At 64.8% G+C, this 16943-nt stretch carries 18 protein-coding genes; 17 read left to right on the top strand and 1 reads right to left on the bottom strand.

Annotated elements, in window-relative coordinates; translation table 11 throughout:
* The first annotated feature begins 39 nt into the window (after nt 1-39).
* Together rfaE1 and rfaE2 are read left to right on the top strand one after the other, a co-directional pair.
* A complete protein-coding gene (gene rfaE1 / locus KA261_11935) occupies nt 40-1074 on the top strand; it encodes a D-glycero-beta-D-manno-heptose-7-phosphate kinase (GenBank protein MBP7698509.1) in 1035 nt (344 codons plus the stop codon).
* Nucleotides 1075-1103: 29 nt separating this feature from the next.
* Nucleotides 1104-1580 carry a D-glycero-beta-D-manno-heptose 1-phosphate adenylyltransferase gene (gene rfaE2, locus KA261_11930; GenBank protein MBP7698508.1) on the top strand — a complete coding sequence of 159 codons (477 nt, stop codon included), beginning with the start codon at nt 1104-1106 and terminating at the stop codon, nt 1578-1580.
* Nucleotides 1581-1615: 35 nt separating this feature from the next.
* Here the strand turns inward: rfaE2 and KA261_11925 are convergent, their stop codons facing one another.
* Nucleotides 1616-3160 (bottom strand): hypothetical protein, encoded by a 1545-nt coding sequence (locus tag KA261_11925; GenBank protein MBP7698507.1) that lies wholly within the window; start codon nt 3158-3160, stop codon nt 1616-1618.
* Between the two features lie 240 nt (nt 3161-3400).
* Between KA261_11925 and KA261_11920 the strand changes: the two genes are divergently transcribed.
* The 15 genes from KA261_11920 (at nt 3401) to KA261_11850 (ending at nt 16939) form a co-directional block, all read left to right on the top strand.
* The gene (locus KA261_11920; protein MBP7698506.1) at nt 3401-4168 is read left to right on the top strand and encodes a tetratricopeptide repeat protein; all 768 of its coding nucleotides are present in this window, start codon (nt 3401-3403) and stop codon (nt 4166-4168) included.
* Nucleotides 4161-4748 carry a hypothetical protein gene (locus tag KA261_11915; GenBank protein MBP7698505.1) on the top strand — a complete coding sequence of 196 codons (588 nt, stop codon included), beginning with the start codon at nt 4161-4163 and terminating at the stop codon, nt 4746-4748. The genes KA261_11920 and KA261_11915 overlap by 8 nt, the downstream gene beginning before the upstream one ends.
* Before the next feature lie 86 nt (nt 4749-4834).
* Nucleotides 4835-5911, top strand: a complete 1077-nt coding sequence (locus KA261_11910; GenBank protein ID MBP7698504.1) for an aminopeptidase P family protein — start codon at nt 4835-4837, stop codon at nt 5909-5911.
* Between the two features lie 228 nt (nt 5912-6139).
* On the top strand, nt 6140-6643 hold the full coding sequence (accB, locus tag KA261_11905; protein ID MBP7698503.1) for an acetyl-CoA carboxylase biotin carboxyl carrier protein: 504 nt from the start codon (nt 6140-6142) through the stop codon (nt 6641-6643).
* 30 nt (nt 6644-6673) lie between these two features.
* Nucleotides 6674-7843 (top strand): PilT/PilU family type 4a pilus ATPase, encoded by a 1170-nt coding sequence (locus tag KA261_11900; GenBank protein ID MBP7698502.1) that lies wholly within the window; start codon nt 6674-6676, stop codon nt 7841-7843.
* Nucleotides 7844-8138: 295 nt separating this feature from the next.
* Nucleotides 8139-9647, top strand: coding sequence for an acetyl-CoA carboxylase biotin carboxylase subunit (gene accC / locus KA261_11895; protein ID MBP7698501.1), 1509 nt, complete (start codon nt 8139-8141; stop codon nt 9645-9647).
* Between the two features lie 26 nt (nt 9648-9673).
* Nucleotides 9674-10057, top strand: a complete 384-nt coding sequence (gene gcvH, locus KA261_11890) for a glycine cleavage system protein GcvH (protein ID MBP7698500.1) — start codon at nt 9674-9676, stop codon at nt 10055-10057.
* A gap of 129 nt (nt 10058-10186) precedes the next feature.
* Nucleotides 10187-11542, top strand: a complete 1356-nt coding sequence (gene gcvPA, locus KA261_11885; protein ID MBP7698499.1) for an aminomethyl-transferring glycine dehydrogenase subunit GcvPA — start codon at nt 10187-10189, stop codon at nt 11540-11542.
* Nucleotides 11543-11591: 49 nt separating this feature from the next.
* The gene (locus KA261_11880; GenBank protein MBP7698498.1) at nt 11592-11867 is read left to right on the top strand and encodes a hypothetical protein; all 276 of its coding nucleotides are present in this window, start codon (nt 11592-11594) and stop codon (nt 11865-11867) included.
* On the top strand, nt 11867-12268 hold the full coding sequence (locus KA261_11875) for a zinc ribbon domain-containing protein (protein ID MBP7698497.1): 402 nt from the start codon (nt 11867-11869) through the stop codon (nt 12266-12268). Before KA261_11880 ends, KA261_11875 begins: the two co-directional genes overlap by 1 nt.
* Nucleotides 12269-12285: 17 nt before the next feature.
* The gene (locus tag KA261_11870; protein ID MBP7698496.1) at nt 12286-12456 is read left to right on the top strand and encodes a hypothetical protein; all 171 of its coding nucleotides are present in this window, start codon (nt 12286-12288) and stop codon (nt 12454-12456) included.
* A gap of 12 nt (nt 12457-12468) precedes the next feature.
* Nucleotides 12469-13137 (top strand): outer membrane protein assembly factor BamD, encoded by a 669-nt coding sequence (gene bamD / locus KA261_11865; GenBank protein MBP7698495.1) that lies wholly within the window; start codon nt 12469-12471, stop codon nt 13135-13137.
* Between the two features lie 41 nt (nt 13138-13178).
* Nucleotides 13179-14630, top strand: a complete 1452-nt coding sequence (gene gcvPB, locus KA261_11860) for an aminomethyl-transferring glycine dehydrogenase subunit GcvPB (GenBank protein MBP7698494.1) — start codon at nt 13179-13181, stop codon at nt 14628-14630.
* Nucleotides 14631-14685: 55 nt separating this feature from the next.
* On the top strand, nt 14686-16167 hold the full coding sequence (locus KA261_11855) for an ATP-binding cassette domain-containing protein (GenBank protein ID MBP7698493.1): 1482 nt from the start codon (nt 14686-14688) through the stop codon (nt 16165-16167).
* Nucleotides 16168-16294: 127 nt separating this feature from the next.
* Complete coding sequence (locus KA261_11850) at nt 16295-16939, top strand: acetate uptake transporter (GenBank protein ID MBP7698492.1); 645 nt, start codon at nt 16295-16297, stop codon at nt 16937-16939.
* Nucleotides 16940-16943: the final 4 nt, after the last annotated feature.

The raw sequence follows: 16943 nt of genomic DNA, 5'->3' as shown, positions 1-16943 counted from the left end.
CCGCCGCGGACCGATCGCGGCCAAGAGGAGGCATTGCCCGTGTCGTTGAGTGCGGAACGCATAGCGGAAGTGATCGCGAGGCTGGGGAAGGCACGGGTGCTCATCCTGGGGGATATCATGCTCGACGAGTACCTCTTCGGACGCGTCGACCGCATCTCGCCCGAGGCGCCCGTGCCGGTCGTGGAAATCTCGCACGACAAGCTCCTGCTGGGGGGCGCCGCCAACGTGGCCGCAAACATCCGGGCGTTGGGCGACGAACCGCTCCTCGTCGGGGTGGTGGGTGAAGACGAGGCGGCGGTCAAACTCAGCCAACTGCTCAAACAGCACGGCATCGGGGCCGATTACTGCGTGTGCGACCGGTCCCGCCAGACCACCATCAAGACCCGCATCATGGCCCACAGCCAGCAGGTGGTGCGGGCCGACCGGGAAAACCGCCACGAACTCCACCCCGACGTGGAACGGATGGTGCTGGCCAAGTTCACGGCCGCCGCGGAGTCGGTCAACGCCGTGATTATCTCCGACTACGGCAAGGGCGTCATTACGCTGTCGCTGCTGAACAGCGTGATGGAGGTTTGCCGGAAGCGGGGGCTGTTTGTGGCCGTCGACCCCAAAGAAACGCATTTCCACAACTATAAACGCGTGTCGCTTATCACCCCGAACCACCACGAGGCCGGGTTCGCCGCCGGGCGGCGGATAGTATCCGAGGCCGACCTGATCGATGTCGGGAACAGCCTGCTGCGGGAACTCGAGGCCCGGTCGATTCTCATCACCCGCGGGCCGGACGGTATGTCGCTGTTCGAGCAGGACGCCGAACCGACCCACATACCGACCTTCGCCCGGAAAGTGTTCGATGTGACCGGGGCCGGCGATACCGTGATCGCGGCTTTCGTGGCCGCCGTGTGCGCGGGGGCGACGCTGGTCGAGGCGGCGATTGTCGCGAACGCCGGGGCGGGCATCACCGTCGGAGAGGTCGGAACCGCGACCGTGTCCTCTGCAGAGCTCTACGCGGAACTGCTGCGCAACGTCAAGAACGGGACGCTGGTGACCAGGGGATCGACGGGGACGCAGGCGTAGCACGGGAGAAAGGTCCGACGGGCGGCGCAATGAACAGGGCCAGGCCGACAGGGCGCAGGAGGATCGGCGAGGTGGCGGCCCGCCACCGGCGGCGCGGCCACAAAATTGTCTTCACCAACGGCGTGTTCGATATCCTCCACCGCGGGCACGTGGAGTACCTTCAAAAAGCCAAGGCTATGGGGGACATACTGATAGTGGGGCTGAACTCGGATGCTTCGACGCGCCGTCTCAAAGGACCGGAACGGCCGGTCCAGAGTCAGGCGGATCGGGCCGCCGTTCTCCTGGCCCTCCGCGCTGTCGATTACGTCGTCATTTTCGGCGAGGACACGCCGTACGAATTGATCAGGCAGGTGCGGCCGGATGTCTTGGTGAAGGGATCGGACTACAAGTTGGGCGAAATCGTGGGGAGGGATATCGTGCGGTCGCACGGCGGCACCGTGCGGCGCGTGAAACTGACGCCGGGGCGGTCGACCACGCAGGTTTTGCGGAAAGCCGCGAAAGGGTAGAGGCGGGAGTCGGGAGGACTCCCGCCGCGCCGGTTTCAGCAGCCGGCCGGGGCCGGACCGCCGCGAAATACGTACGCGATCAGGGACGTGACATCGACGACCGTGACGTGCCCGTCGCCGGACACGTCCGCTTCAGTGAGGCAGTAGGGAGGCGGTCCGCCGCGGAAAACGTATCCGATGAGGAACGTTATATCGGCCACGGTGACGCCGCCGCTTTCATTCATGTCTCCGCGCAGCAGGCAGCAGGAGGCGGGGTATTTGTAGAGAACGATGTCCTCGAGCCATTCGGTGCCGGATACCTGCTGCGGCACCTCCCCGATCACGTACACGTTGCCATCCTGGTCGGCGGCGAGATCCCGGAAGGTCCCTAAGCCCGCTGAGTCTACCGCGAAGGGACGCCACCAGAGCAGGTCGCCCTCGGGAGAGTATTTCACGGTATGGGGCCAGCAGGGGGAGTAACCGAAGACAGCGTTTTGGTTCGCATCGACAGCCACGGACGTACCGCCGCTCTCGCACCCATCACCCGTGGGCGACGGCGAGTAGAACGTGCGCGCCCATCGCTCGTTTCCATCGGAATTGAGTCGCACTCCGACCAGGGATCGAGGATCGTACCCAAAGAAGTCGTAGTCACGGACGATGCTCAACCAGACGGAACCGTCTCCGCCGACGTGCAGGTCACCGATGTAATCGCGCAGACCGGCAGGGCCGCTGTAGGTCCAGTCCCACTGAAAAACGCCCGCCGCGCTGTATTTGATGAAGATGCAGTCCGCGGTTTCGTACTCCCCGAGCTCCCCGGCGACGTACACGCTTCCCTCGTCGTCCGTTCCCACACTGAGTGCATAGCAGGTCGTTGAGCCCCCGTAACGCGCCGTCCAAACTGTATCGCCCGACGCATCGTACATGATCGTCCAGATCGCCGTTGTCGCGCTATCGGAATTCCTGCTCGAGCCGACGACAGCGATGTGACCAGAATTGTCGACAGCTATTCCCTCGGGTTGATCGTCGCCGGCAGGACCGGAGAGGATGGAAACCCAGTCGATGGAACCATCCGGCAGAATTTTCACAAGGGCAATGTCCTCATCGTCTGCCAAATCCTCGACATCGCCCAACAGGTACAGGTTGCGGTTCGGGTCGAGCACAATGCCGCGGATCTCATCGCTCGTAAAGACAGGGTGCTTGTAGGTCGCCGCCCAAATCGAGTCGCCCTCGGGGCCGTACTTGAGGACCAGGAAATCGACGGTATCCGACTTTGACTCGCCGGCTACATAGACACAGCCACTGTCGTCGACGACGAGATACCGGGCACTGGATGCGCTGTCGTTCACGTGCGTCCACAGGGTGTCGCCATCCGGCGAGAACTTGATGAGCAGCAGGCTTGATGGGATTTCGACCGGTTCCGAGGCGTAATTGGTTTCTCCGACGACAAACACGCATCCGGAAGGATCCACCGCGATGCCGCGGGCCTGATCTTGGAGCCCCATAGTCCCGTCGAACGTCGCAATCCACACCTCGCCTCCGCCGGCGACCGCCGAGGACGCAACCAGCAGCAAACCCAAGAGAGTGGAAACCCACTTACTCATGAAAAAACCTCCTCCTTGTTGTATCGAGGGTGGCCAAGCATCAGTCTGTGGCCTAACCCTGCGCTGGAATTCACGCCCGCGTGTGGGCAAACCGCTCCACATTGGCAAGTACGGTCACCGCGGCAGCAAAGTCAAGCGGAAGCGCCGGATCCGGCCGGGGAGCCGCCGAAGAGAGAGAACGGGCGACTTCGCCCCGCCCGGCGCTTGCGCGGCCGCGCCTTTTGCGGTACCTTCACTTTTATGTTTGACCTGAACCCGAAGGAAGCGCAGTCGTCGGTCGAGCGGCCGGCGGCGGGTGCCTACTGGCCGGCGCCGGCGGCGGCCGCGCTCGCCGCGGGAAAATACTCGCGGGCGGTCGAACTCTGCCGCGAGGGACTGGCCGAAGAGCCGGGAGCGGTCGCGGGGCGGCTGATTTACGCGCGGGCGTTGTACCACGCCGGGCAGGTGGAATCGGCCGCCGAGCAGTTCTATGAGGTGCTGGCGCGAGATCCCGAAAACGCCGCGGCGCTGAAATATCTCGGCGACATCAAGTGGGCGGAAGGGGACGTGCACGGCGCGGTGGCCCACTGGCGGCGAGTGCTGGAAATCGACCCCTACTGCCGCGAGCTGCGGTGCGACTGGCGCGCGAGAGAGAGGGCGGCGGATGAACCCGGGTCGCCCGCCTCCGGAGAGGACCAGACCGCGTCACCGTCGAACGCCGGGGCAGGGGAACAGCTCAGGACGGCCGCGGCGGGGAACGGACCGGCCGGCGAGGGACGCGCGACGGGCACGGGAGCGCCGCTGCGGACCATTACCCTCAAACGGGACGGGGAACAGGCGGCCGCGCCGGCGGAGCGGGCGCGCCTGCGCGAAGTGCCTTTCTACACCGAGACAGTCGGGGATTTGTACCTCGCCCAGGGACACTACCGGCTCGCAGCCGAGGTCTATGGCGTGCTCTACGGCCGCTCGGCGGTCCCCCGCCTGAAGGAAAAGCTGGAGCAAGCGGAGAGGAAGGTGCGCAGTGACTGACCGACGGAAGGTCTACCTGGCTCTGGGGGACAGCATGAGTATCGATGAGTACACCGGCGTCATCGGCGGCGGCGCCGTGCGCCAGTTTCACGAGTGCCTGGGTCAGGATTGGATTCTCCTTGATCGCACCTGCGACGGCTGCACGATTGCGGAGGTTCCGACCGGGGAGGCGGCGGATCTTATCACGCTCACCATTGGGGGCAACGACGCCCTGGCGGTGGCGGATATCCGGGCGACCGAGGCGGACATCGCGAAAGTCGTGCGGGCGCACCGGGCGCTTCTCCTTGAGATCAGGAAGTCGAATCCCCTATCCCTGCTGATTGTCGGCAACATCTACAGACCCGATTCCCCACTGCCCGAGAATCTGCTGCATCTCCTGCGGCGGCTCAACCGCGGAATTGAGCAGAACGTGCGGGAATGCGGGGGCGCTCTGGCCGATATCTCGGGCGCTTTCGACGGCCATGAGAGCGAGTACCTCTGCCGGGTGATTGAACCCAATCTCAAAGGAGCCGCGGTGATCGCGGGGCTCTTCCGGCAAGCCTACGAGTCCTGGGCGGAAGCCAGGGACGGGTCACAGTGAGGCGCTCTCCCATATCCGGCGGCCGGCGACCCGCGTCGCCGGGGCAAGCGAACAAAAAGCTCACCTCGATGGAGGAGAAATATCTCATGTCGGCAAAACGGATCAACGCGCTGCGGAAGAAGCTCCGGGAGAGCAATCTCGACGGGCTTATTGTCACGCATCTGGATTTCATCCGCTACCTGACCGGGTTTTCGGGATCGGCCGGGCTGCTTGTGATCGGGTCGAACGGGGCGGAGTTTCTCACCGACTTCCGGTACAAGGATCAGTCCAGGAAAGAGGTCGCGGGGGCCAGGGTGCATATCGCGCGGGGGGGAGACCTTCTGGAGGGTCTGAAAGACCTCAAGGGGCTTGCCGACCGCAACACGCGGTACGGAATCGATGCGGCGCACCTGACCCTGGCCCAGCACACGCGGCTCCGGAAAGTCTGGCCGGGCGTGTTGCTGGCGAACGCCGAGGATGTCCTGGCCGACCTCGGGTGGGTCAAGGAGCCGGAAGAGCTGGCGGCGATCCGGAAAGCGGCGGCCGTGTCGGACACGGCGTTTGAGCGGGTGCTGAGCCTGGTGGCGCCGGGAATCCGCGAACGGGAACTGGCGGCCGAACTCGAGTACCAGATGATGATGCTGGGATCCTCAAAACCGGCGTTCGAAACCATCGTTGCCTCCGGATGGCGGGCCGCCCTCCCCCACGGGGCCGCCTCCGACAAGAAAATCGAGAAGGGGGACTTCATCACGTTCGATTTCGGGGCCACGATCGACGGGTATGTCTCGGACATCACGCGGACGGTCGTGGTGGGGAAAGCCTCGCCGCGGCAGCGGAAAATCTACGACATCGTGCTCCGGGCGCAGCTGGCGGGGATCAGGAAGGTCCGAGCCGGCGTGGCGGGCAAGGCGGTGGACAACGTCTGCCGGGGCATCATCAAGCGGGCGGGTTACGACAAGCATTTCGGGCACGGAACCGGCCACGGGATCGGGTACTACGTCCACGTCGGGCCGCGGCTGTCGCCGCTGTCGAACGACATCCTTCAGCCCAACAATGTGGTGACGGTGGAGCCGGGGATCTACATATCGGGGTGGGGGGGAGTGCGGATCGAAGACGACGTGGTGGTGACCCGGGGGGGCGGGAAAGTGTTGAACCGGGCGCCAAAAAACTTGTTGGAGTTATAGCTGCGCTCTGGTTATCATTTCGCCGGATGCCTGCGCCGGCAGCGACCGGCCGGACACGACCGGTAGGGCGGAGGGAGAGCTCGGTACAGGCCAAGCCGGGACCGCATGGCCCGGATGTACGGGAAGAACGCCTTTGCGTGAGGCCCGCGGGTAAAAGGGAGAGTACGGGCGGCGCCCTTGCCAAGGCGGCAACGTGAGAGAAGGGCGGATCAGGAAAAGATGTTTCTTATGAACGAAAAATACATACGAAAGCTCATTCGCCTGGTGGAGGAGTCGGATGTGGCCTCGCTGGAGGTATCCAGTTGGGGTCGACGAGTGAAGATCATCCATCGGGCGGAGGCATCATCGAACGGCCATCAGCAAACCGCGCTGGTGGCGACGGCTCCGGCACCCCCTGCGGCGCCAATAACTCCTTCCGCGCCAGCGGCTTCCGAGCCCGTATCCACTGCTCCGGCGGCTGCTCCGGCTCAAGTATCGGCTGAGGAAAGCCGATATGTATCAATAAAGTCGCCAATGGTCGGGACCTTCTATGCGGCCCCGGCCCCCGATGCCGAACCGTACGTGACGATCAACCAGAAGATTCGCATCGGCCAGGTCGTGTGCATCGTGGAGGCGATGAAATTGATGAATGAGATCGAGAGCGAGGTCAGCGGCCGGATCGCCAAGATACTGGTGCAGAACGCCGAGCCCGTGGAATTCGGGCAGACTCTGTTCTTGATCGAACCCGACTGAGAACAGGCGAACAGCAGAAGGGGTTTCCCCATGAATCTCAAGCAGATGCTGGTTGAGATGCTCAACCGGAAAGCGTCCGACCTGCATATTCGGGTCGGGGTGCGCCCCCACCTTCGGGTGAACGGCAAACTGGACGAGATCTCCACCGATCCGTTGACAATCGACATCATGGAGCAGATTGTCGGCCAGATTCTCAACGAGAAGCAGCGCGAGCGGTTCTACCGCAAAAATGAAATGGACCTGGCGCTGTCGGTGGCGAAACTCGGCCGCTTCCGTATCAACCTGTTCCGTCAGCGGGGAACCACCGCGATCGCCATCCGTGCGGTCAACACTACAGTGCCGACATTCGAAGAACTGCATCTCCCGCCCGTGATCCGCGAGCTGGCGAAAACCCGGCGCGGACTGATCATCATCACGGGCACGACCGGGTCGGGTAAATCGACCACCCTGGCGACCATGATCGAGGAAATCAACGGGACCCGCCACGATAACATCCTGACTGTCGAAGACCCGATCGAGTACATCTACCGGGACAAGAAGTCGATCATCTCGCAGCGCGAGGTCGGCGGCGACACGGAGACCTTCGCCTCGGCCCTGCGCCACGCTTTCCGCCAGGATCCCGACGTGATCCTGATCGGCGAGGTGCGCGATCTGGAGACGATGTCGATCGCGCTCACGGCGGCGGACACGGGGCACCTTGTGCTCACCACGCTGCACACGCTGAACGTGGTCGAGACAATCTCGCGTATCATCTCGTTCTTCCCGCCCCACCAGCACCAGCAGATCCGGCTGCTGCTGGGGGGCACGCTCAAGGCGATCGTGTGCCAGCGGCTCCTCGTGCGCTCGGATATGCCCGGGCGGGTGCCGGCAGTGGAAGTGATGATCAACTCCGGCGCCGTCCGCGAAGCCATCATGGATCCGGAAAAAACCGTGAACATTCCGGAACTGATGGAACAGGGGACGGTGCAGTACGGCATGCAGACGTTCGACCAGTCGATCATGAAGCTGTACAAGACGGGGAAGATCACCTTCGAGGAAGCCATACAGCAGGCCTCGAACCCGGACGATTTCGACCTGCGGGTCAAGGGCATTACCGGGACCTCGGACCGCTGGGACCAGAACGAGAACGAGTCCGGGGACGCCGAGAAACCGTCCCGCCAGCACTCCGCCGAGGCGTCGGGCGGATTCCTCAAGTACTGAGCGGGGAGGCGCGAAGGCCGCGCCCCCGCCGGGTCCGCGCCGATCCGGACAAAGCACCGCTTATCCAGAGACACCCCGATGGGGGTGTCTCTTTTCCTTATGCGCATCCTCTGCGCCTCTTTGTTAGTGATTGTGCGACAATATCTTATCGTCCCAGAAAGGGGGGAACACCGGACGCGCGGGAGCGTTTATTGAGTTGAATTCGGGGGACGAATAGGGTATAATACCTATCTGTGACGTGCGGTCCGGGCAGCACCCTGTCCGGGCTGTCAACGAAAAGACGAAAGGACTGTGCTTGTTCGAGAAAGTACTCATTGCCAATCGAGGCGAAATCGCTCTCCGGGTGATCCGGGCGTGCCGTGAGATGGGGCTGAAGACGGTCGCGGTGTACAGCGAAGCCGACCGCGATGCCCTCCACGTGCGCTTCGCCGACGAGGATGTATGTATCGGGCCGCCCCCGGCCCGGCAGTCGTATCTCGATTTCAAGCATATCATTGCGGCGGCGGAGGTGACCAACGCCGGCGCCATCCACCCCGGCTATGGTTTTTTGGCGGAAAACGCCGATTTCGCGGAGATTTGCGAGTCATGCGGGCTGGCGTTCATCGGCCCGACGCCGGAGCAGATCCGGCAACTGGGCGACAAGGTCCAGGCCAAAGACCTGATGAGAAAGGCCGGCGTGCCCTGCATTCCGGGATCGGAGGGTGCGGTGGCGACGTTCCGGGAAGCCGCCACGGTGGCCGAAGAAGTCGGCTACCCCGTCATCCTGAAAGCGGTCGCCGGCGGCGGCGGCAAGGGGATGCGGATTTGCCGCGATGTGGCGGAATTGGAGCGCGGCTTCCATGTCGCCTCGGCCGAGGCCGGGAACGCCTTCGGCAACCCCGATCTCTACCTGGAGAAAGTCGTGCTCAATCCCCACCACGTCGAGATCCAGGTGATCGGCGACACCTACGGCAACTACCTGCATTTCGGCGAGCGTGACTGCTCGATTCAACGGCGGCACCAGAAGCTGATCGAGGAGACGCCCTCACCGCTCATGACGCCCGAGCTGCGGCGGCGGATGGGCGAAGCGGCGCTCAACGGCGCCGCCCAGGTCGGATACCGCGGGGTGGGGACGATGGAGTTCCTCGTCGACGATCAGCGCAATTTCTACTTCATGGAAATGAACACGCGGATCCAGGTGGAACATCCGGTGACCGAAGAGGCCTACGAAGTCGACCTCCTGCAGGACCAGATCCGGGTGGCGCTGGGCGAGCGGCTTCCGTACACCCAGGAGGAGATCAAGCCCCGCTGGGCGGTCATCGAGTGCCGCATCAACGCCGAGGACCCCGAAAAGGATTTCCGGCCGACGCCGGGGACGATCACCGGGCTGCACATTCCCGGAGGACCGGGCGTGCGGGTGGACCGGGCCGTGTACACCGGCTACCAGATCCCGCCCCACTACGATTCCATGATTGCGAAACTGATCGTCAGGGGGCGGACGCGCCAGGAGGCCGTGGTCCGGATGCGCCGCTCGCTGGAAGAATTCATCGTCGAGGGCGTGCCGACCACGGTGGCGTTCCATCGGGAGATTTTCGAACATCCCGACTTCGTCGCCGGCCGCTACGACATCAATTTCCTCGAGCAGCGCTTCCGCAAGGGACAAGAGGCCCCGCCCGCGCCGGAGGAGGCGCAGGAGGAGGCGATCGCGGCGGGGGAAACAGTGAGCCGGCTGACGCTCTTGCGGGGGTCGGAGGCCGGAGTGCTGGCGGAGGAAGAAACGGTCGAGACGGGCGCGCCCGACTCGGCATCGGATAACAAGCAGTAAGGACGTGAGGCTCATTGGAGGATCCGGTGAACATACCCGCGGAACTCAAGTATACGAAAGAGCACGAGTGGATTCGCCGCGAAGGACAAACGGCGACCATCGGGATTACCGACTACGCCCAGGGGGAACTGGGCGATATCGTCTTCGTCGAACTGCCCAGAGTCGGCAGTGTGGTGACACAGATGAAGGCGTTCGGCACGATCGAGGCCGTGAAGGCGGTCTCGGAAATGTTCGCGCCCGTTTCGGGACGCGTGACGGCGGTCAACGGCGCGCTCGAGGACGATCCGATGGTGATCAACCGCGACCCCTACGGCGAGGGCTGGATGATCAAGGTTGAGGTGTCCGACCCCGGCCAGCTGGACGCCCTGCTCGACGCCGCGGGTTATCAGAAACTGCTGGCGGCGGTCTAGGCCCAGGCGCCGCACCGGCCCGGCCCCCGGGTAAACTCCGGGCCGGCGCGCCGGGAGGGCCGCCCCGAAAGCGCACCAGCGACCCCCGGAATCGGGCGAAACAACACAAAGGATCGGAAGTAAACAGCGATGCCGTACGTACCGAATACCGACGATGATCGCCGCGACATGCTCAAGCGCATCGGCGTGGACAAGTTCGAGGACCTGCTGGAGGGGATTCCCTCGGAGCTGCGCCTCAAGCGCGAACTCAACATCCCGGCGCTCTCGGAGATGGAGCTTCTCCGGGAAATCGAAGCGCTCTCCCGCGAGAGCCGCGAGGGTCTGGCGGGCTTTGCCGGGGGCGGCGTCTATGACCATTTCATCCCCGCGGCCGTGGGCGCGATCACCAGCCGCCCGGAGTTCATGACCGCCTACACTCCCTACCAGGCGGAGGTGGCGCAGGGAACGCTCCAGGCGATCTACGAATACCAGACCCACGTCTGCCGTCTGACCGGGATGGACGTGGCGAATGCCTCGATGTACGACGGGGCGACGGCGGCGGCCGAGGCCGCCATGCTGGCGGTCAAAGCGACCGGGCGCAACCGCATGGTGGCGGCCGAGACGCTCAACCCGATGTATCGGGAGGTGATCCGGACCTACCTCTCCGGTCTCGACGTGGAGATCGTGACAGCGCCGATGGCCGACGGCGTGACCGACCTGAATCGGCTGGAGGACGCGATCGATGAGCACACGGCCGGCGTGATTCTTGCCCAGCCGAATTTCTTCGGCCGGCTCGAGGAGATCGGCCCGGTCGAACAGATGATCCACCGCGTGGGCGGCAAGCTGGTGCTGGCGTTCGACCCGATCGCCCAGGCCGTGCTCAAGACGCCGGGAGAGTGGGGCGCCGACATCGCGGTGGGCGAGGGGCAGCCCCTCGGACTGCCGGTGTCGTTCGGCGGGCCGCTTCTGGGGATGTTTGCGGTCAAGAAAGATCTGGTGCGCAGCATGCCGGGGCGGCTGGCCGGGCGGACGACGGATGTCGAAGGGAAGCCGGGCTTTGTCCTGGTGCTGCAGACGCGCGAACAGCATATCCGCCGCGAGAAGGCCACCTCGAATATCTGCACCAACGAAGCTCTCTGTGCGACCACCGCGGCGGTTTACCTGACCCTGCTGGGCAGGACCGGCCTGAAGCGGGTGGCGCTATTGTCGATGGAGCGGGCGCAGCAGGCGGCCCGGGCGCTGACGGCGATCGACGGATACGAACTGTACTGGCCGAAACCCTTCGTGCGCGAGTTCGCCATCCGGACGCCCAAGCCGGCCAAGCAGATCATCCTGGCAATGATCGAACGGGGAGTCCTCCCGGGCGTCGCGGCCGGGCGCTGGTACCAGGGGCTCGACCACTGCTTGATCGTCGCCCTCACCGAAAAACGGACCGAGGCGGAGATTGGACGGCTGGCCGACGGCCTAAAGGAGTTGGCGGCGAGTGGCGTATTGTCCCGAATGTAATATGGCCCTGCAAGGGAATCCGGAACGGTGTTACATCTGTGGGAGCAAAGTGAAGCAGGAAGCGGAACAGGGTTGGGTGGTGGTGGGGACGGTGGACGACAAGCCGTTCGCGGACATGGCGCGCGAAACGCTCCAGGCGTGCGAAGTCCCGGCCGTCGTGATCTCCCGGTCCGGCTTCTTCGGCAACGTCGGACTCCCCCTCAATCCGATCTATGAGACCAAACCGGCGTCGTTCGAAATATCCGTGCCGGCCGAGTTTCGCGACGAGGCGATCGACGTGCTCGACGCGACTCTCGGGGACAAGTGGCGGCGAAAGGAAGATTAGTGGGATACTGCCCGAACTGTCGGTGGGAATACGAGCTTGACGTCCTGGTGTGCCCCGCGTGCGGGGCCGCTCTGGCGGAGGCGCGTCCGGGAACGGGCGGCGCGGCCGAGCGGCCGGACCGCAGCTGGGTGGCGATGGGGCGGGTGCTCACGAGCGGGCAGTCGAAGATCGCCAAGGCGTCGCTCGACGCCGGCAATATCCCGTCGGTCATTCTCCCGACCCCCCTCTACGGAGCCGGGCGGAGCGCCGCGCCGGCCGCGGGATTGCGGCGGGCCGGCGACGAAGGGCAGTTGATCATGGTCCCGCGCGAGTTCGAGCGGGATGCGCAGATGGCGCTCGCCGGCGTGCTGGGGAGCGCCGCCGTCGAGTTCGGGCGATTCGAGGAACGCGAGGACAACTAGTTAGGAGGTACGGCAGCATGCAAAAATGGGCAGTGATCGCGGCGCTCGCGCTGGCGGCGGTGCTGGTGCAGTGCGCGAAGAAGGAACAGGCGGCAGTGCAGGCGCCGTTCGTGGAGAACCTCGCCGACGCCTTGCAGAAAGCGCAGGCGGGCCAGTACATCGTCGTCGACTTCTACACCGACTGGTGAAAGTACTGCAAGATGCTGGACACGGTCGTGTTCGATGATCCCAAGGCCATTGCGTTCTTCACCAACGAAATGCTGCTGGTCAAGCTGAACGCCGAGGTCGATACCCTGACCAAACAGCGCTACAACATCATGGGCTATCCGACCTCGGTGCTGGTCGACAAGGAGGGCAACGAAATCGACCGCTTCGTCGGATTCGGCGAGACCGACGAGTACATCGGGACCTTCCGGAACTACGCCCGGGGAATCGGGACGCTGGACGACATGGCGGCCCGGTTCGAGGTCAACCAGAACCGGGATTCGGCGTTCGCGATTGCCGAGAAGTACAAGTACCGCGGGGCGGTGGCGGAGGCCGACCAGTGGTACGACCGGGTGGTGGCGATGGGGGCGCCGACGGATTCGCTGGCGGGCGAGGCGCGGGTGGCGCAGGCAGACGCCCACCTTCGGGCGAAAGACTTCGCGCCGGCGCTGGCCATGTTCGAGCAGATCCGCGCCGATTTTGCGGGGACGCGGTTCGCCGAGGACGCGGAGATTTACCGGGCGATCGCTTTCGGACGGCAGAACGACACCGCCCAGGCGATTGCCGCCTTCAGCGAGTTCCTGGACCACTGGCCGGAGTCGGAAGCCGCGGACTACGCGAAAGAGCAGTTGAGGAAACTTAAAGGCGAGGAGCCATCGGAATAACAGCGACCGGGCCCGCAAGAGCCCCGTCGCACGGGACAATTATGGACGAGCCAATTCTCATATACGAAAAGTCAAAGCCCGGGCGGACCGGGTATACGCTGCCGCCGACGGCGTCGCGCGAAGCCGACCTGCTCGCGGCCCTGCCGGCGGAGTTCCGCAGGTCGAAAGAGGCGGCCCTGCCGGAGGTGACGGAGGGGGAGGCGGTGCGGCACTTTGTCGGGTTGTCGGTGAAAAACCATCACATCGACAAGGGGTTCTATCCGCTGGGGTCGTGCACGATGAAGTACAATCCCAAACTGAACGATGCGGCGGCGGCGCTGCCGGATTTCCGCGACCACCACCCGCTCGCGCCGTGCAGCTCGGCGCCGGGCATCCTCCGGCTGATGTGGGATCTCCAGCAGTTCCTGTCGGAGGTGTCGGGGTTTCCCTCGATATCGCTCCAGCCGGTGGCCGGGGCGCACGGGGAGTTCACCGGGCTGCTCATCATGCGCGCCTACCACCTGAGCAGAGGGAACAAGCGCTCGAAGGTCATCATCCCGGATTCGGCTCACGGCACCAACCCCGCCTCGGTCGCGGCCGTCGGCTACTCCACGGTGCAGGTGAAGGGGAACGAAAGGGGGGTCATTCCGCCCGAGGCGGTGGCGGCGGCGATGGACGAGGACGTGGCCGGGATCATGATGACCAATCCCAACACGCTCGGCATTTTCGAGACCCACATCCGGGAGATCGCCGCGATCGTGCACGCCAAGGGCGGACTCGTGTACATGGACGGGGCGAACCTTAACGCCAACATGGGCATCTTCCGCCCCGGCGACGTCGGCTTCGACATCATGCACTTCAACCTGCACAAGACGTTCTCGACGCCGCACGGCGGCGGCGGGCCGGGCGCCGGAGCGGTCGGGGTCACCGCGGAACTCGACCCGTTCCTCCCCTTCCCGGTGCTGGAAAAGGCGGACGACGGGACGCTGTTCATGAACTACAACCGCCCGCACTCGATCGGGCGGGTGCACGCGTTCTACGGGAATTTCGCCAACCAGGTGCGGGCCTATGCCTACATCAAGACGCTCGGCGGCCGGGGACTGCGGCGCGCCAGCGAGAACGCGGTGCTCAACGCCAACTACCTCAAGGCGCTGCTGAAGGATGCTTTCGATCTGCCCTACGATGTCCACTGCATGCACGAATTCGTGCTGTCGGGAAACCGGCAGAAGAAGAAAGGGGTGCGGACAGCGGACATGTCGAAGCGGATGCTCGATTTCGGCGTGCACTCGCCGACCAACTATTTCCCGCTCATCGTGCCGGAGGCGCTCATGATCGAGCCGACGGAGACGGAGAGCAGGGAGACGCTCGACCGGTTTGCGGCAATCATGCGCCAAATCGCGCGCGAGGCGGACACCGACCCCGAGCTCGTGACTTCGGCGCCGCACCACACCCCGGTGCGCCGGCTGGACGAGACGGCGGCGGCGCGGACGCTTGATGTCTGTTTTGCGGAGTGAACGATTCCGCTTGTGAATGGGAGCCGGTGCCTGTTCTTTGGGCATCGGCTTTTTTATGGTTCGTTTCGAAGGTGTGACATATCGCTACGGCGCGGGGGCGCCGGCGGCCCTCGCCAACGTCGGGGCGCTCATTCAGCCCGGCGAGTCGGTGGCCGTCATGGGGGCCAACGGGTCGGGGAAATCGACCTTCGCCCGCCTCGCCGCGGGCCTGTTTGCGCCGACCGAGGGACGGGTGACGGTGCGGAACCAGCGCGGGGAAGACACCAGGGCGGGGATCCTCTTTCAGAATCCCGACAACCAGATGGTGGCGGTGACGGTCGAGAAGGAGATCGCCTTCGCCCTCGAAAACGCGGCCGTGCCGCCCGACGTCATGGCCCGGCGGGTGACCCAGACGCTCAAGCGCTTCTCGATCGCCCATCTCCGGCAGCGCCTGACCGCGGAGCTGTCGGGCGGTGAAAAGCAGCGGGTGGCCCTGGCGGCGGTCATGGTGAGCGAGCCGACTGTGCTCGTGCTCGACGAGCCGGATTCGTTTCTCGACGAAGCGGGGAAAGCGATGCTGCGGACCGAGCTGGAGAACCTGCGGCGGAGCCAGCCCTCGATGATCCAGATTCACATCACGCAGTATCCGCAGACGGCGCGGCAGTACCCGCGCCTGATGGTCTTCTTCGAGGGCCGCGTGGCGGCCGACGGCCGGCCGGAGCGAATCTTCGCCGACGATGCCTTCTGCCGCGAAACGGCCATCGCCTTCGACCCGCGCGCCAGCGACGGAGAGGGCAGCGGCGCGGCGAGTATCGCAGCGAAGGACCGCCGGGTGGCGCGCGTCGAACTCAAGGAGGCGGCGTTCGCCTATGCCGCGATCGGACCGGTGCTGCCGCCGCTCAACGCGACCGTCCAGTCCGGCGAGGTGCTCGGGGTCGTCGGACCCTCGGGATCGGGAAAGAGCACGCTCGGGCTTCTTTTGTGCCGGGTGCTGGAACCGACCTCAGGAAGGATCCTCTACATCGGCCCGGAAGGCGGGCCGGTGTTTCCGGAGAGCGCGCCGGGGCGGGTGAGCGCGATCCTCCAGCAGCCGGAGCGGCAGTTCTTCCTCCCGACCTGCGAACAGGAAGTCGAGTTCGGCCCCGAGAATATCGGGCGGCCGCTGACGATCACGGAGACACACGCCATGCTGCGGCTGGCCGGACTGGATCCGACCGTGTTCGGAAAGCGGGATCCGTTCCGGCTGTCGGGCGGAGAGAAACGGCGGCTGGCGTTCGCCGCGGTGCTGTCGCTGCGCCCGGATATTGTCGTGTTCGACGAGCCGACCTGCGGGCTCGACCAGGAAGGGGTGGGGCGGTTCATCCGGCTGGCGCGGACGCTGCGCGCGGGGGGAGCGGGGGTGGTGGTGATCAGCCACGACGGCGACGTCATCCGGGCGCTCGCCGACCGCGTGCTGGTCCTCGGCCGGGATCGGGAATACCGGTTGATCGGAGCGGACGAGTTCTTTGCAGCGGCCGAGCTGCGCCGGGCGGTGTCGCCGGTCACGTGGGCGGGTTAGCGCCCGGCCAGGCGGCCCCGGGCCGGCCCCGCTCTCATTTTGCAGTTGATGAACGCGGGGCGCATTGTCTATATTTGCGCGTGGTGCAGGTGAGAGGTTGGCAACGACTCTAACAGGATTGGTCGACATGGAAGCATCAGGGATCAAGGCGGACACGGGCAAAGAACAGGCGCAGACGGGGAGCGGCGAAACCGCGGCCCGGGTGATCAGGGACACCACCTCCAACCCGGCTCCCCTCGGGCTGCTCGGATTCGGCATGACGACGGTGCTGCTGAATCTCCATAACGCCGGAATCTTTCCGCTCGATGCGATGATTCTCGGGATGGGGATATTTTACGGCGGGATGGCGCAGGTGTTCGCAGGCATCATGGAGTGGAAGAAGGGAAATACGTTCGGAACGACGGCGTTTACGTCATACGGGCTGTTCTGGCTCACGCTCGTGGCTCTGCTCGTGCTGCCGAAGCTGGGCTGGGGCGCGGCGCCGGAGGCGATCGCGATGGCGGCCTATCTGGCGATGTGGGGAATCTTTACGGCGGTGATGTTTGTCGGAACGCTCCGGCTCAACCGCGCCCTCCAGTTCGTGTTCGCCTCGCTCGCTGTGCTGTTCTTCCTGCTGGCGATCGGCGACGCGACGGGCAGCGCGGGCATCAAGACGCTGGCCGGAATCGAAGGAATCATCTGCGGGTTGTCGGCGGTGTACGCCGGCCTGGCGCAGGTGCTCAATGAGGTGTACGGCCGGACATTGTGGCCGCTGGGGGCGGTTGCGAAGTGACGAA

It is taken from the genome of Candidatus Zixiibacteriota bacterium (assembly GCA_017999435.1).
Taxonomy (GTDB): domain Bacteria; phylum Zixibacteria; class MSB-5A5; order GN15; family FEB-12; genus JAGNLV01.
This window is presented reverse-complemented; position numbering and strand designations above follow the sequence as displayed.

Excerpts from the sequence above, each read along its gene's own strand:
- rfaE2 (MBP7698508.1), top strand. The coding sequence starts at position 1,104 with ATGAACAGGGCCAGGCCGACAGGGCGCAGGAGGATCGGCGAGGTGGCG.
- KA261_11925 (MBP7698507.1), bottom strand. The coding sequence starts at position 3,160 with ATGAGTAAGTGGGTTTCCACTCTCTTGGGTTTGCTGCTGGTTGCGTCC.
- KA261_11920 (MBP7698506.1), top strand. The coding sequence starts at position 3,401 with ATGTTTGACCTGAACCCGAAGGAAGCGCAGTCGTCGGTCGAGCGGCCG.
- KA261_11910 (MBP7698504.1), top strand. The coding sequence starts at position 4,835 with ATGTCGGCAAAACGGATCAACGCGCTGCGGAAGAAGCTCCGGGAGAGC.
- accB (MBP7698503.1), top strand. The coding sequence starts at position 6,140 with ATGAACGAAAAATACATACGAAAGCTCATTCGCCTGGTGGAGGAGTCG.
- KA261_11900 (MBP7698502.1), top strand. The coding sequence starts at position 6,674 with ATGAATCTCAAGCAGATGCTGGTTGAGATGCTCAACCGGAAAGCGTCC.
- gcvPA (MBP7698499.1), top strand. The coding sequence starts at position 10,187 with ATGCCGTACGTACCGAATACCGACGATGATCGCCGCGACATGCTCAAG.
- KA261_11870 (MBP7698496.1), top strand. The coding sequence starts at position 12,286 with ATGCAAAAATGGGCAGTGATCGCGGCGCTCGCGCTGGCGGCGGTGCTG.
- bamD (MBP7698495.1), top strand. The coding sequence starts at position 12,469 with ATGCTGGACACGGTCGTGTTCGATGATCCCAAGGCCATTGCGTTCTTC.
- gcvPB (MBP7698494.1), top strand. The coding sequence starts at position 13,179 with ATGGACGAGCCAATTCTCATATACGAAAAGTCAAAGCCCGGGCGGACC.
- KA261_11855 (MBP7698493.1), top strand. The coding sequence starts at position 14,686 with ATGGTTCGTTTCGAAGGTGTGACATATCGCTACGGCGCGGGGGCGCCG.
- KA261_11850 (MBP7698492.1), top strand. The coding sequence starts at position 16,295 with ATGGAAGCATCAGGGATCAAGGCGGACACGGGCAAAGAACAGGCGCAG.